This is a genomic window from Cryptosporangium aurantiacum (genome assembly GCF_900143005.1).
Taxonomy (GTDB): Bacteria; Actinomycetota; Actinomycetes; order Mycobacteriales; family Cryptosporangiaceae; genus Cryptosporangium; species Cryptosporangium aurantiacum.
This window is the reverse complement of record NZ_FRCS01000013.1, coordinates 38095-52903: the sequence shown is the minus strand read 5'-3', so window position 1 is coordinate 52903 and position 14809 is coordinate 38095. Positions and strand designations below refer to the sequence as shown.

Sequence of the window (14809 nt, the reverse complement as noted above, 5' to 3'; positions counted from 1 at the left end):
GACATGGCCGTGACCCTCGATCTTCCCGACAACGTGCTGCGGCGGCTGACCGCCGAGGCAGAGCGGCGTGGTGTTCCGCTGGCTGACGTCGTCGCAGCTGGGCGCAGGCCGCATAGCTGAACAACCGCGGTGGGGCGGCTTAAGCTGCGGGCGTGGACGTTCCGGAGCCCGTTGAACTGTTGCAGCGCCTCATCCGGGTGGACACCACGAACCCACCCGGCAACGAGGCGGAGCTCGTCGGCTACCTGGACGGGATCCTCCGCGACGCCGGGGTGTCGACCACGCTGGTCGAGTCCGCGCCCGGCCGGGTGAACCTGATCGCGAGGGTGCCCGGCCGCGGCGCGGCGTCCCCGCTGCTCATGCAAGGCCATTTGGACGTCGTCCCGGTGAGCGACCACGGCTGGACGCACCCGCCGTTCTCCGGCGAGATCGCGGACGGGTTCGTCTGGGGCCGCGGCGCCCTCGACATGAAGAGCGGCGTCGTGATGATGCTCGTCGCGTTGCTGCGGACGCTCTCGGAGGGAACACAGCCGCCGGGTGACGTCGTCCTCGCGCTGCTCGCCGACGAGGAGGCCGGCGGCGACCGCGGCGCGAAATACCTGGTCGAGAACCGGCCCGAGCTGTTCGACGGCGTCAAGTACGCGATCGGGGAGTTCGGCGGCTTCACGATGGAGATCGCCGGCCGCCGGTTCTACCCGATCCAGGTCGCGGAGAAGCAGATCTGCCGGATCCGCGCCACGCTTCGTGCCCCGGGCGGCCACGGGTCGCTGGCCCGTCCGGGCGGCGTCACCGCGCGCCTGGCCGAGGTGCTGCGGCGCCTCGATCGGCGCCGGTTGCCGGTCCACGTCACGCCGGTCGTCCGGACGATGATCGAGGCGATCGCCGCGGAGCTGCCCGCACCGGCCGGCCGAGTGGCGCGGCTGCTGTTGCGGCCTGCGCTCACCGGCCGGATGCTCGCCGCGGCCGGGGAGATCGGGCTGACGCTGGCGCCGATGTTCTCCCACACCGCGACGCCCAACATCGTCTCCGCGTCCGGCGGCGCGGTGAACGTCCGCCCGACCGAGGCCCAGATCGATCTTGATGGTCGGTTGCTGCCCGGCTTCCGGCCCGCCGATCTGCTGGCTGAGCTCACTGCACTGCTGGGGGACGACGTCGAGCTGGACGTTTTCCGGTACGACCCCGTCGAGATGGAGCCGAACCTCGAACTGTTCGACACGCTGGCATCCGTGCTGCGTGAGCACGATCCGTCGGGCACGCCGGTGCCACTGCTGATGCCGGCGTCGACCGACGGACGGTTCTTCGCGCAGCTGGGCATCCAGACGTACGGATTCACGCCGATGACGCTTCCGACCTCGATGGCGTTCTCGTCGCTCGTGCACGGTGTCGACGAGCGGATCCCGGTCGAGGCCGTCGAGTTCGGAACGTCCTGCGTCACCTCGCTGCTGACGCGGTTCCGCTAACGGATCGTCCAGATATCGACGTATCCCGGGCGCGCGATACGTCGATATCTGGACAGGTTTCTCAGTGCATGTCGCGGACGTAGCCGGCGAGGCGGGTGGCGTCGCGGCGCCGCTGCTCGTAGGTGGCGCCGACGCCGATCAGCAGCGCACCGGCGACCGACAGCGGCACCCAGGTCGGGAGCGTGTCGGCGAGCGTGGGCAGCACCGGCGCGAGCGCCCGCGCGGCGACCAGCACCAGGACGACCGCGCCGCCGAGGAACGGGGCCTGCCGACGTGTCACCGCACCGGCGAGCGTCACCACCAGCGCGACGGTGCCGAGCAGCAACACCCGCAGCCCGAGCACTCCCGCGGACAGTGCGACCACCGACGTCGGTACCGCGGCCACGACGAGCGCCGGTCCGAGTGTCACCCAGGACGAGAGCGACGGACGTCGGTGCTGGGTGTAGAGCCCGAACGCGGCGGTGAGCGCGGCCGCCGGCAGCGTGTACGCCTCGGGGGTGGCCACGTCGGCGAGGACGAGCCAGGCCCAGAGCGCGCCGAGCTCCACGAACGGGATCATCACGAGGCACCAGCGGCGGGACGCCCGGAGGCCGGCCAGGCCCATCGGGACGGCGAGCAGCGTCGCGGTGAGCGCGAGGACCGGCTGGTCGGGGCGCGACAGCACGACCGCGGCGAGCAGCGCGACCGCACCGGTCACCGCGGCTCCGGCGTCGAGCACGTCGGTGACGACGCGGGGCCCGCCGAACAGGCCCGGCAGCACCAGGATCGTGGCGAAGACGAGCAGCAGGTACGCGGCGGGGACGTCGGCGGAGGCGCCGATCGCGAACGCCAGCGCGAGAACCGTCGCGCTGGCGGTGGCGGCCGCGACGCGGCGCGGCGCCGGGGCGCGGACGAACACCGTGACCAGCACGGTGCCGGCCAGCACGGTGCCGAGGACGGCGAGCGTGGCGGTGCGGTCGGCGAGCGACCAGGCCACCGCGGTGAGTCCGGCGATCGCGGCCAGCACGACACCCGCGACCGTGGCCCCGAGCGACCCGGGCGCGGCGCCGACGCCGCCGGGGTAGCAGGCGATCGTGACTCCGGCTGCGGACAGCGCGAGCAGCACGACGAGCGCGACCGGCCAGGGTGCGTGCAGCGCGGGGGCCAGCTCCGCGATCGCCGGTGCCGCCGCCGGGATGCCGAACCGCAGCAGCGTCCGGGGGTCCCGTGGCCACCGCACTCCGACGAGCGCCATCGCCGCGACGCCGAGCACCAGCACCGCGAGCGGGTCGAGTGCGGTGCCGGCGAACTCCTGGTCCGGTCCGAGCAGCGCGGCGTCCGCCGGGGCACCCTGCCAGACCGCGGTGACCCAGGTCAGCGGCGCGACCACGATCGTCCGCAGGGTCGGCATCAGCGCTCCGGCCGCGATCACCAGCCCGGGCGCCGCGGCCACCGCGCCGACCCACCGCTCCGTGGCCGGGGCCGCGGCTCGGGCGGCGGTCGCCGCCGAGACGCCGGCGGCCACGGCTCGGGCAGCGGTCGCCGCCGAGACCCCGGCGGCCACGGCTCGGGCGGCGGTCGCCGCCGAGACGCCGGCGGCCACGGCTCGGGCAGCGGTCGCCGCCAAGACCCCGGCGGCCACGGCCAGCAGCGCGAGCACCGACCGGTCCACGGTGCGGACGAACCCGGCGTACTCCAGCGCCCACCCGGCGAGCGCCAGCCCGAGGTACCCCGCGACCCCGGCGACGACCGCGGCGACCAGCGCGGTCAGCGGGCGGCGTGTCCGCGTCCACACCGTGACGAGCAGCATGACCACGCCGGTCAGTCCGATCGCGACCCCGGCAGGCCCGGAGCCACCGGCCCAGCCGGACGCGTCCGCGGTGGCCGCCGTTGCCGCCGCCGCGCCGAAGCCTGCGAGCAGACCGAGCCCGACGCCGGTGAGGTAGCCCTGCCGCCGCGGGGAGGTCGCGAACACGGCGAGCAGCCCGTACCCGGCCGCGAGCGCGCCGAGCGTCACCAGCGTGACGTCCCGGGAGGTGAGCGCCGCCAGAACCGCGTACCCGCCGGAGGCCCCGCCGAGCGCGAGCAGCAGCCACGCCGCGACCGCACCGCCGCGGAGCGCGCCGAGAGCCATCGCCACCGCGGCCACCGCACCGCTTGCCAGCACCGTCACCGCGATCGACGCGGTCGCGGCCGACGGCACGAGCACCGCACCCGTGGCAGCGGCCAGCGCCCCGGCGGTGCCGGCGGCGCGACGCCACGCAACCCGGCGGAGCGCCACCGCGAGCATCGCTCCGGCCGCCAGCACGACGCCGAGCGCCACGACGACGTCCCAGGTCGACCGGGTTTCCGGGTAGGCCCACACGACGTCGGTCGGCGACGCTTTCCAGAAGAGGTCCGGGTCGGCCAGCGTCGAGAACAGCGCGAACGCGACGGCCGCGGCGGGCGGGATCGCCGCGACGCCGACGAGCACGGTGGACGTCGCTCCGGCGCCTACCCGCCACGGCGTCCGTAAGGCCAGCGTCACCACCGCACCCAGGCCGGCAGCGACCGCGAACCCGGTCAGCCCCCACCCGTCCGGGCCGAACCGCACCCACTGCACTACCGGCCCCACCAGCGCGACCGGCACCGCCAGCGCCGCCGCGAACCCCCGCGCCACCGGCACCCCGGTCCGCACGGTCTCGGCTGCCGCCAGCACCGCGGCCGCCAGCCCGACGAGCACCAGCGTTCCGACCATCCACTCCGGGACGCTCGACGGCCAGGGCAACGGCGACGACGACGCGGCGGCGAGCACCCCGGCCACCAGCGTGAGCACGGCCGCGGGACCACCACAGAGCCCCGCCACCCCACGCAGCGCCGCGCTCCCGGCCGGCGCGGCGCCCGCCGGGACCGCCGCGCCCGCCGCGCCCGCCGGGACCGCCGCGCCCGCCGCGCCCGCCGGGACCGCCGCGCCCGCCGGGACCGCCGCGCGTCGGCGCACGAGCAGGTCGACGGCGACGAGTGCCAACCCGAGCACCGCCCAGTGCACCACGGCGTCCGCCACCGGCCAGACGAGGAGCACGGCGGCGACGTGCGTCAGCACCAGACCGGCCGGCCGCACCGTGCGCACCGGCACCAGCGCCGGATACCCGAGCGCGACCACCGCGGCGACCCCCACCACCAGGCCGGCGTAGCCGACCGGGTCCACCGTGGCCGGCGCCCATCCCACGTGCCACACCGCGTACCCGTCCAGCGTGAGCAGCACGAGGCCGAGCATCGCGAACGTCTCGGCGGTCGACGCCAGGCCCCTCCGGTGCAGGACGGCCGGGGCGGCGAACGTCACCGCGGTGATCCCGGCGAGGATCACGGCCCGGCCGCCGATGCCGAACGCACCCCACGCGACCACCGTGAACACGACCGCTGCGACCGCCAGCAGCACACCACCGAGCGTGAGCAGCACGGTCTGCGCGGACCGGGTCGACGCCTCCGGCCGCGGAGCCGGGTCGCCCTCCCGCGGCACCCACACCGGCGGGCTGACCGGACGCGCGCCCGCGACCCGCTGGGCCTGCAGGTGCGCCCGGTACGCCGAGGCGGCGGTCCAGCTTCGGTAGGCCTCGGCGGCGAACCAGTCGGCGCGCTCGGCCTCGGCGCGGGTGGCGCGCGCGCGTGCGGTGGCCTGTTCGTAGGCCTGCGCGGCCGCGGCCAGCGCCGCGTCGGCGCGCGCCCGCTCCGCGTCGGCACGCGCCGCCTCCGCGGCGGATGCACGCGCCGCCTCCGCGGCCACGCGAGCCTCCGCGGCGCCGTGCGCCGGCTCCGCGGCGCCGTGCGCCGGCTCCGCGGCCACGCGCGCCGGCTCCGCGTCGGCGTGCGGCGTCGCGGATGCGCGCGCCGGCTCCGCGGCGTGCGCGGGATCGTCGGGTCGTTCGGGGGTCATGAAGCCACAGTTTCGAACCCCGGCAACAGGCACCTGAGCAGAACTACCCGGTCGACGCGCGAATCAGGTCCCCGCAGCGCTCGCCGATCATCATCGTCGTCAGGTTCGGGTTCACGGTGGTGAGCAACGGCATCGCCGACGCGTCCGCCACCCGCAGGCCACGCACGCCCCGAACCCGCAGCTGGGCGTCCAGCACCGCGTACGGATCGTCGTCCCGGCCCATCCGAGCCGTGCACGACGGGTGGTAGACGGTGTTGTGCGTCTTGTGAACATAATCCAGCAACTCGTCGTCGGTCACCGCTGACGGGCCGGGTGCCAGCTCCCGGCCGACCCACCCGGCCAGCGCGGGCTGCGCGGCGATCGTCCGGGCCAGCCGTAGCCCGGCCAGCATCACACGCTCGTCGTGTCCCTCGTCGTCGGTGAAGTACCGCGGGTCGACGCGGGCCTTGTCCCGGAAGTCCCGCGACCGCAGCCGCACGGTGCCCCGCGACCGGCCCTGAGTCACGTTCGGCGTCAGGCAGAAGCCGTTCTCGGTGGTCGGGTACCCCCACCGCACGGTGTTCAGGTCGAACGGCACCGACCCGTAGTGCATCATCAGGTCCGGCCGGTCGAGCCCTTCCCGGGTCGCCGCGAACAGGCCGATCTCCCACCACTGCGTCGATTCGCTGACCATCGGTTTCGCCGCGTCCCACATCACCAGGCCCTCGACGTGGTCGTCGAGGTTCGCGCCGACCCCCGGTGCGTCGACGACGACGTCCACCCCGACCTCGCGCAGGTGCTCCGCCGGCCCGATGCCCGACAGCATCAGCAGCTTCGGCGTGTCGATCGCTCCGCAGGAGACGATCACCTCACGGCGGGCGGACACGGTCAACCGGTGCACCCGGTCGGCGGCCAGGTACTCCACGCCGGTGGCTCGCCGATCGGAGAGCAGAACGCGCGACGCCCACGCGTCGGTGATCACGGTCAGGTTCGGCCGGGACTCGAGCACCGGATGCAGGTACGCGTGCGACGACGAGCTGCGGATGCCGTCGTCGGAGGCGTTGATCCGGAACCAGCCCGCCCCGTTCACGACGGTCGCCCCGGCGTCGAACGACACGGTCGGCAACCCGGCCTGCGCCGCCGCCTCCAGCAGCGCGACACCGCACGGATCCTGCGGCGGCACGGTCCGGATCCGCACCGTGTCCTCCAGCCGCCGCAACAGCGGCAGGCACTCGTCGAAACCCCAGCCGGGCAGGCCCCAGGCCGCCAGATCCTCTCGTAACGGCCAGAACGCGATGCACGAGTTGTGCGACGAGCAGCCGCCCAGCACCCGCGCGCGCGAGTGCCGGAGGAAGCTGTTGCCGCGCTCCTGCGGTTCGACCAGGTAGTCCCAGTCGTAGCCGGACTCCAGCAGGAACATCCAGTCGCTCAGCCGCAGGATCTTCTCGTCGCCGACGTCGGACGGCCCCGCTTCCAGCAGGCACACCGATACACCAGGATCCTCGGAGAGCCGGGAAGCGACCACGCACCCCGCGCTGCCACCGCCGACCACCACATAGTCGAACAAGCTCACCCCTTGAACCAGCGCTGCGGCGACGGCGCCGTGTTCTGCCAGATGTGTTTCGCCTCGCGGTACTCGGCCAGGCCGCTCGGGCCCAGCTCACGGCCGTTCCCGGACTGCTTGAACCCGCCCCACTCGGCCTGCGGCACGTACGGGTGGTAGTCGTTGATCCACACGGTGCCGGCGCGCAGGCCGCGCGCGACCCGCTCGGCCCTAGCGGCGTCGGTCGTCCAGACCGCGCCGGCCAGCCCGTACTGCGTGTCGTTCGCCAACGCCAGGGCTTCCGCCTCGGACGAGAACGTTTCGACGGTGAGCAGCGGGCCGAACGTCTCCTCGCGGACGATGCGCATGTCCGCGTGGCAGCCGTCGAACACCGTCGGGCGGTAGAAGAACCCGTTCGCCAGCGCGGGATCCTCCGGGCGGCGCCCACCGGCCACCAGCCGTGCTCCGTCGGTGAGTCCGGCCGCCACGTACGCCTCGACCTTGTCGCGGTGCGCTGCCGACACCAGCGGCCCGGTCTCCGACGCCGGGTCGAGCCCGTTCCCGACCACGATCCGCTCGGCGCGGGCCGCGATCTCGGCGACCAGCGCGTCGTGCATCGGCGCCTCGACCAGCAGCCGCGCCCCCGCCGAACACACCTGTCCGGAGTGGAGGAACACCGCGGTCAGCGCGTAGTCGACGACGGTCTCGAAGTCGCTGTCGGCGAACACGATGTTCGGGTTCTTCCCGCCGAGCTCGACCGTCACCCGCTTCACGGTGTCGGCCGCCGCGCGCAGGATCCCCTTTCCGGTGGCCACCCCGCCGGTGAACGACACCAGATCGACGTCCGGGTGCGCGACCAGCGACGCACCGACCGGACCGGCGCCCAGCACCAGGTTGACGACCCCGGCCGGGACCCCGGCGTCGGCCAGCAGCTCGACCAGCCGGATCGTGGTGAGCGGCGTGACCTCGCTCGGCTTGATCACCACGGTGTTCCCGGCCGCGAGCGCGGGCGCGACCTTCCAGGAGATCTGCAGTAGCGGGTAGTTCCACGGGGTGATCAGCGCGCAGACGCCGACCGGCTCGTAGACGATGCGGCTGACCACGGCCCGCTGCCCGGTGTCGACCAGGCGCCCGGGGTCGCTGTCGGCGATCGCGGCGTAGTACCGGAAGACCGCGATCACGTCGTCGACGTCCAGCTCGCTCTCCACCAGCGTCTTGCCGGTGTCGAGGGTCTCCAGCCGGGCGATCTCGTCCTTGGCGCGGGCGAGCAGGTCGGCGACCCGGAGCAGCACCGCCGCGCGGTCACGGACCGCGGCGTGCGCCCAGTCCCCGGCGTCGAACGCCCGCCGTGCCGCGGTGACCGCCGCGTCCACGTCCGTCGGATCGGCGACGTCGACCTGCGCGACGACGCTCCGGTCGGCGGGGTTGAGGACGTCGTCCTTGCCGCCGCTCGACCCGGAGGTCCACAGTCCGTCGATGAACAGGCCGGGCACGGCATCGCCCCCGCTGTTGCGCTAGTGGAAACAGGTTCCCTGTGGAGCAACAGTTTTCTCGCCTGGTGCGCGAGGGTCAAGGCAGGGAACTGATTACAGTTGCGCCATGCGGAACAGTGAGCGCCTGTCGGAGGAAACGGCTCCCCCCGGCGTCCAATCCGTCGACCGGGCGATCAGCGTCCTGGAGATCCTGGCCCGCCGCGGCGAGGCCGGGGTCAGCGAGGTCGCCGCCGAACTGACCGTGCACAAGTCCACCGCGTTCCGCCTGCTGGAGACGCTCGAGGACCGCGGGATGGTCGAGCAGACCACCGACCGCGGCAAGTACCGGCTCGGGTTCGGCGTCGTGCGGCTGGCCGGCGCGGTGTCGGCCCGGCTCGACGTCGTCCAGCAGGGACGGCAGGCGTGCGAGCGTCTCGCGGCCGAGGTCGGCGAGACCGTGAACCTCGCGGTGCTCCGCGAGCACTACGCGGTCAACGTCGACCAGGTCCGCGGCCGGGCGACCGTCACCACGCACAACTGGGTCGGCCAGCTCACCCCGTTGCACGCCACGTCCAGCGGCAAGGTGCTGCTCGCGGCGCTGCCCGCCGCGGAGCGCCGGGCCGCGTACGCGGCCGGTGGCCTGTCCGCGTACACGCCCGCGACGCTCGCGTCCGCCTCCGCCCTCGAAGAACAATTGGCGGACGTCCGGGAGCGCGGCTACGCGGTGACCGTCGAGGAGTACGAGATCGGGCTCAACGCGGTAGCCGCTCCGGTACGGGGCGCCGACGGGGCGGTGGTCGCGGCGGTCAGCGCGTCCGGACCCGCCTACCGCTGCCCGGCCGACCGGCTGCACGAGATCGCACCCGCCGTGGTGGCCACCGCCGACGAGATCAGCCACCGCCTCGGCTACTTCGGCTGAGACCGCGCGGATTCTCGCGGAACCGGGCTGTCACAGCGCCGTCGAGCCCGGGTTCGCGTCACGGCGCGGGCAGGTCCAGGTAGGACCGCAAGGCCGCGGTGGTGCCGACGTCGCGGCCGGCGCGTTCGGAGAGGAACCACCGGTGCTCCAGCACCTCGTGGAACACCTCCGCGGGCGCGAGCAGCCCGGGCGGCACCGCGTCCACGACCGGCTGGTAGACGGTGTTCAGCCAGGTGTGACCGGCGATCGTCTCCGGCACCGGCCGGCCGTCCCGCTGCTCCAGGTACGCACGGAACGAGCGGATGTCGTTGAGCAGCCGCCGCGCCTGCCCCTCCTGGACCTCCAGCCCGGTCAGCCGGAACAGCTCGCGCCGGTGGTGGCCGGTCTCGGCGACCCGGACGTCGACCCGCAGCCGGGTGCCCTCCGGTGACGTCACCAGCTCGACCTCGGCCACGTCGAAGCCGAGGTCGTTGAGCCGCCGCAGCCGCTCGGCGACCCGGTAGCGCTGCTCGTCCGGCCCGAACACCTCCTCCCGCGTCACCTCGTCCCAGAGCGCGTCGTACCGGTCGGGCAGCATCTCGGCGACCTCGATCGGATCGACGTCGGCGGGCAGGAGCGCCCCGGCCCGGAGGTCGAGCAGCTCGCCGCCGATCCGCTCGCTCGCCAGGTCGACGTCGTACCGGCGCTGGCCCGGAGTGAGCTCCGGGTGCCGCTCGACGGTCTCGGCGTCCACCAGGTAGGCGGCCAGGTGACCGGCGTCCAGGCGGAACAGCGTGTTCGACAGCGAGCAGTCACCCCAGAAGATCCCGGCCAGGTGCAGCCGGACCAGCAGCTCGACCAGCGGGTCGAGCAGCCGTTCCATCGATAACTGCCCGCGCGGACGGGAGAACAGGTAGCGGTAGGACATCGAGTACTCGAGGTACCGGGTCACCAGGATCGCCTCCTGGTCGTCCGGGCGATCGACGCAGAGCCCGAGCACCGACACCGTGGGCAGCCCCTCGGCCTCGAAGTCGGTGAGCAGGGCGTACTCGTGCCGCGCCAGCCGCTCGGCGATCTCCTTGAGCGCGTAGACCTGCCCGCTGTCGGCGACGAACCGGACCACGTGCCGGGAGATCCCGCGCTGCGGGACGTCGAGCAGGAGTTCGGGGTCCCACTCGGCCAGCGGACGCTCCCAGGGCAGCGCGAGCAACCCCGCCGCGTCGGCGGCCGTCGGCCGGAACACGTACCGCATCACCCGCTCCGGGGCGGTGCGGTGCTGCGCCGGATCACCAGCCGGGTCGGCACGACCACGTGCCGCTCGACCGGCTGCTGCCGGAGCAGGGCCAGCAGCAGGTGCGCGGTGCGGACGCCCTGCTCACGGGCCGGTTGGGCGATCGTCGTCAGGTCGGTGAGCTCGGCCAGCGGATGGTCGTCGATCCCGATCACCGAGAGGTCCTCCGGCACGCGCAACCCCGCCCGGCGGATCGTCCGGATCGCACCGAGCGCCAGCTCGTCGCAGTGGCAGTAGACCGCGGTCGGCGGCCGGTGGAGGCTCAGCAGGGTCGCCATCGCGTCCGCGGCCGCGACACCGCTCCAGTCGATCGTGCGGACCAGGGAGTCGTCGACGGACAGGCCGGCGTCCCGGAGCGCGTCGTGGTACGCGTCGTCGCGGCCGGTGGACCGGGCCGCGGCGTCCTCGTCGGGGTCGACCGCGGAGATCATCGCGATCCGCCGGTGGCCGAGGAACAGCAGGTGGTCCAGGGCCTGCCGACCGGCCTCCCGATCGTCGATGTGGACGCTCGGGTAGACCGCGTTCTGTCCGCCGGCGGCGACGATGAGCACACCCATCCGCTCCAGGCGGCGCTGCTCGGTCTCGGCCACCGCGAACGCGACGACGACGACCGCGTCGACCTTGCGCCGCGCGGGCAACCGGTGGAAGAAGTCGCGTCGATCGTCCGCATCGCCGACGTGGTAGAGCAGAACGTCCATCCCGGCGTCGCTGAGCTCGGCCTCCAGACCGCTGACCACCGCACCGAAGAACCACCGGTCGACGTGCGGCACCACCAGCGCAACCCGCCCCACCGCACCACGGGCGAGCCGGGAGGCCTCCGGAGAGACGACGTAGTCGAGTTCCTCCGCGATGCGCAGCACGCGGGCCCGAGTGGACGGTGCGACGCCGTAGGCGTTGCTCATCGCACGTGACGCGGTAGCCAGGGAAACCCCGGCCAGTCGCGCGATGTCGGCCAGACTGCTCCGTCCCGCCTGCGGCACGGCTGAGGAGTTTATGGAAGCGTTTCCGATCCTGTCCAGACCGCCTCCGGCGATTCCGACGCCGCTTTCGACGCACCCCTTGACGCCGCCCGGCGGGTGGCACCAGTCTGCTCGGAAACGCTTCCGAAAGTGACCTGTGTCACTTCGACGGTCACTGGCTCGATCTCGGCAATGACGGCGAGAGAGGCGGAACAGTGCGACGGAGAACGTTCGTACGCCGGTTCGCGGCGCTGATGGCCCTGGGTCTGCTGGTCCCCTTTCTCACCGGGTGCGGTGACGACGACTCCGGCGGCCCGACCACGCTGACCTTCTACAGTTCCAACCCCAACCAGGAACCGATCGTCGAGAAGTGCGCCGCCGAATCCGCCGGACGCTACGCGATCGACATCCAGGCTCTGCCGAACACCGCGAGTGGCGCCCGCGAGCAGCTGTTACGGCGCCTGGCCGCGCAGGACCGCGGCATGGACATCCTCTCGATCGACCCGCCGTTCATGGCCGAGTTCGCGAACGCCGGCTTCCTCCGGCCGTTCACCGACGAAGAGCGCGCGCACTTCTCCTACGACGTGCTGGCCGGCCCCCTCGAACAGGGGATGTTCGAGGACACGATGTACTCGGCGCCCGCCAACGGGAACACCCAGCTGCTCTGGTACCGCAAGTCGGTGCTGAAGAAGGCCGGCATCGATCCCGCCGCCGGTCCGGTGACCTGGGACCAGCTCATCGACGGCGCCGAGAAGGCCGGGGTCACGCTGGCCGCGCAGGGTCGCCGCAACGAGAGCCTGATGGTCTGGGTCAACGCGCTGGTCCTGTCGGCAGGCGGGTCGATCCTGACGCCGGACTCCGAGGGCAAACCCGCCGAACAGGTGAAGTCCGGGCTGGACAGCGACGCGGGCCGTGAGGCCGCGCGGATCATGCGGAAGCTGGCCGACTCGTCCGCCGCCTATCCGGGCTTCAGCACCGGCAGCGAGGAGAACTCCCGGGCCGCGTTCCAGGCCGAGGACGGCGGCTTCATGGTGAACTGGCCGTACGTCTGGGCCGCGGCCCAGACCGCGGTCGAGGACGGCTCGCTCCCCGAGAGCTTCCTCGACGACGTCGGGTGGGCGCGCTACCCCCGGGTGCTCGCCGACCGCGAGAGCGCACCGCCCTCGGGCGGCCTCGGCCTCTCGATCAGCGCGTTCAGCCGGCACAAGGACCTGGCCGTCGACGTGATCCGCTGCGTGCTCTCCCCGACCAACCAGAAGGCGTACATGTTCACGGCCGGTGACCCGGCCGTCATCGCCTCGATCTTCGACGACCCGGAGGTCCGGGAACGGTTCCCGATGGCCGATGCCATCCGGGAAGGCATGGCCGACGCGGGACCGCGACCGGTCAGCCCGTACTACGGCGACGTCACGGCCGCGGTCCAGGCGGGCTTCCACCCGCCGGGCGAGGTGACCGAGTCGTCGGCGAAGAACACCGGCGACCTGCTCGAGGCCGTCCTGTCCAACGAGCGGCTGATCTAGGAGCGTCGATGAGCACCACGATCCCCGCCGCGCCTCCGGAGACGACTCCGATCCCGCGTCGCCGGTCCCGCCCGGCGCTGACCGACCGGGCTCGCCACGAACGGAAGCTGGGCTGGATGCTGGCCGGCCCCGCGCTGTTCGTGATGGTTGCGGTCACCGGTTATCCGATTCTCAACGCGCTCTGGCTCTCACTGTTCGACTACCGGCTCACCGACCCCGACGGTCGCGAGTTCGTCTGGTTCGCCAACTACGCGACGATCTTCACCGACGGTCTGTTCTGGCGGCAGTTCGGCGTCACCGCACTGATCACGATCGTCACGGTCTCGGTCGAGCTCGTGCTCGGCTTCGCGCTGGCCCTGGTGATGCACCGGGCGCTGTACATGCGGACGCTGCTGCGCACCGCGATCCTGATCCCGTACGGCATCATCACGGTCGTCTCCGCCTTCTCCTGGCAGTACGCGTTCAGCAACACCTACGGATTCGTCAACCCGTGGTTCGGGCTGGGCGACACCGACTGGTTCGGCGGCACCTGGACGGCCCTGTTCGCGATCTGTGTCGCGGAGATCTGGAAGACCACCCCGTTCATGTCGCTGCTGCTGCTCGCCGGCCTGGCCCAGATCCCGAACGACTACCTGGAGGCGGCGGTCGTCGACGGCGCGACCCCGTGGCAGCGGCTCAAGCGGGTGATCCTGCCGAACATGAAGGCCGCGATCATGGTGGCGCTGCTGTTCCGGACGCTCGACGCGTTCCGCATCTTCGACAACGTCTTCATCATGACCGCCGGTGCCCAGGGCACCGAGACGCTCTCGTTCCTCGCGTACCGGCAGACGATCAGCCGGGTGATGGTCGGTCTCGGTTCGGCGGTCAGCGTGATCCTCGCGGTGATCGTCGTCCTGATCGCGTTCTTGTTCGTCAAGGTCTTCCGGACCGATCTGTCCCAGCAGAGAGGAGGCAACTGATGAAACCCGGACGCAGGGCCGAGGTCGCCTGGATCGTCGGCGGCATCGCGGTGATCCTCTACGCGATCGTCCCGGTTGCCTGGATCGTCTCCCTCTCGTTCAAGGGCGGCGACGACATCACCAACCAGTCGTTCCTCCCGTCGTCGCTCACCTGGGAGAACTACGAGATCGTCTTCTCCTCCGACCTGTTCACGACCGCGTTGCGCAACTCGATCGGGATCACGCTGATCGCCACCACGATCTCGGTGGTGCTCGCGACGCTGGCCGCCTACGCGGTGGCCCGGCTGGACTTCCCCGGAAAGCGCCTGGTGCTGGCGGTCGCGCTCGCGATCACGGTGTTCCCGATCATCGCGATCGCGACCCCGCTGTTCAACATGTGGCGGAACATCGGCCTCTACGACACCTGGATCGGGCTGATCATCCCGTACCTGTCGTTCTCGCTGCCGCTCTCGGTCTACGTCCTCTCGGCGTTCTTCCGGGAGATCCCCTGGGAGATGGAGCAGGCGGCCCAGGTCGACGGGGCGACGAGCTGGCAGGCGTTCCGGAAAGTGATCGTGCCGCTCGCGGCCCCCGGGGTGGCCACCGCGGCGATCCTGACGTTCTTCGCGGTCTGGAACGACTTCATCTTCGGCATCACGCTGACCTCGAGCGAGGCGTCCCGGCCGGTCCCGGCGGCGCTCGCGTTCTTCAGCGGCGAGTCGACGTTCTCCGAGCCGACCGCGCCGATCGCGGCGGCCTCGGTGATCATCACGATCCCGGTGATCATCCTCGTCCTGTTCTTCCAGCGTCGGATCGTCGCCGGCCTGACGGCCGGTGCAGTGAAGGGGTAGGGCGCC

The 14809-nt window shown here is 72.5% G+C and carries 10 protein-coding genes; 5 read left to right on the top strand and 5 right to left on the bottom strand.

Annotated elements, in window-relative coordinates; translation table 11 throughout:
* Window positions 1-152 precede the first annotated feature (152 nt).
* Entirely contained in the window at window positions 153-1460 is a 1308-nt protein-coding gene (locus BUB75_RS32850; protein WP_073262629.1) for a M20/M25/M40 family metallo-hydrolase, read from the top strand.
* Window positions 1461-1521: 61 nt separating this feature from the next.
* Here the strand turns inward: BUB75_RS32850 and BUB75_RS32845 are convergent, their stop codons facing one another.
* From BUB75_RS32845 to BUB75_RS32835, 3 genes are read right to left on the bottom strand one after another with little or no spacing between them, the layout of a single operon-like run.
* On the bottom strand, window positions 1522-5352 hold the full coding sequence (locus BUB75_RS32845; protein ID WP_073262627.1) for an SCO7613 C-terminal domain-containing membrane protein: 3831 nt from the start codon (window positions 5350-5352) through the stop codon (window positions 1522-1524).
* Between the two features lie 43 nt (window positions 5353-5395).
* Window positions 5396-6898 carry a GMC family oxidoreductase gene (locus BUB75_RS32840; RefSeq protein WP_084742037.1) on the bottom strand — a complete coding sequence of 501 codons (1503 nt, stop codon included), beginning with the start codon at window positions 6896-6898 and terminating at the stop codon, window positions 5396-5398.
* A 2-nt stretch (window positions 6899-6900) separates the two neighbouring features.
* Window positions 6901-8367 (bottom strand): aldehyde dehydrogenase family protein, encoded by a 1467-nt coding sequence (locus tag BUB75_RS32835; RefSeq protein WP_073262623.1) that lies wholly within the window; start codon window positions 8365-8367, stop codon window positions 6901-6903.
* 106 nt (window positions 8368-8473) lie between these two features.
* Between BUB75_RS32835 and BUB75_RS32830 the strand changes: the two genes are divergently transcribed.
* Entirely contained in the window at window positions 8474-9265 is a 792-nt protein-coding gene (locus tag BUB75_RS32830; protein ID WP_073262620.1) for an IclR family transcriptional regulator, read from the top strand.
* Between the two features lie 58 nt (window positions 9266-9323).
* Here the strand turns inward: BUB75_RS32830 and BUB75_RS32825 are convergent, their stop codons facing one another.
* Window positions 9324-10496, bottom strand: a complete 1173-nt coding sequence (locus BUB75_RS32825) for a DUF4032 domain-containing protein (protein ID WP_073262617.1) — start codon at window positions 10494-10496, stop codon at window positions 9324-9326.
* A complete protein-coding gene (locus BUB75_RS32820; RefSeq protein ID WP_245806353.1) occupies window positions 10496-11437 on the bottom strand; it encodes a LacI family DNA-binding transcriptional regulator in 942 nt (313 codons plus the stop codon). Before BUB75_RS32820 ends, BUB75_RS32825 begins: the two co-directional genes overlap by 1 nt.
* A 272-nt stretch (window positions 11438-11709) precedes the next feature.
* Here BUB75_RS32820 and BUB75_RS32815 point away from each other — a divergent pair, with 272 nt between their 5' ends.
* From BUB75_RS32815 to BUB75_RS32805, 3 genes are read left to right on the top strand one after another with little or no spacing between them, the layout of a single operon-like run.
* On the top strand, window positions 11710-13014 hold the full coding sequence (locus BUB75_RS32815) for an extracellular solute-binding protein (protein WP_084741986.1): 1305 nt from the start codon (window positions 11710-11712) through the stop codon (window positions 13012-13014).
* A gap of 8 nt (window positions 13015-13022) precedes the next feature.
* Complete coding sequence (locus BUB75_RS32810; RefSeq protein ID WP_073262613.1) at window positions 13023-13973, top strand: carbohydrate ABC transporter permease; 951 nt, start codon at window positions 13023-13025, stop codon at window positions 13971-13973.
* Window positions 13973-14803 carry a carbohydrate ABC transporter permease gene (locus BUB75_RS32805; protein ID WP_073262611.1) on the top strand — a complete coding sequence of 277 codons (831 nt, stop codon included), beginning with the start codon at window positions 13973-13975 and terminating at the stop codon, window positions 14801-14803. The genes BUB75_RS32810 and BUB75_RS32805 overlap by 1 nt, the downstream gene beginning before the upstream one ends.
* The last annotated feature ends 6 nt before the right edge of the window (window positions 14804-14809 follow it).

What these genes read in the sequence shown, in the direction of transcription:
- BUB75_RS32830 (WP_073262620.1), top strand. Translation starts at nt 8,474, where the DNA reads ATGCGGAACAGTGAGCGCCTGTCGGAGGAAACGGCTCCCCCCGGCGTC.
- BUB75_RS32820 (WP_245806353.1), bottom strand. Translation starts at nt 11,437, where the DNA reads ATGAGCAACGCCTACGGCGTCGCACCGTCCACTCGGGCCCGCGTGCTG.
- BUB75_RS32825 (WP_073262617.1), bottom strand. Translation starts at nt 10,496, where the DNA reads ATGCGGTACGTGTTCCGGCCGACGGCCGCCGACGCGGCGGGGTTGCTC.
- BUB75_RS32805 (WP_073262611.1), top strand. Translation starts at nt 13,973, where the DNA reads ATGAAACCCGGACGCAGGGCCGAGGTCGCCTGGATCGTCGGCGGCATC.
- BUB75_RS32845 (WP_073262627.1), bottom strand. Translation starts at nt 5,352, where the DNA reads ATGACCCCCGAACGACCCGACGATCCCGCGCACGCCGCGGAGCCGGCG.
- BUB75_RS32810 (WP_073262613.1), top strand. Translation starts at nt 13,023, where the DNA reads ATGAGCACCACGATCCCCGCCGCGCCTCCGGAGACGACTCCGATCCCG.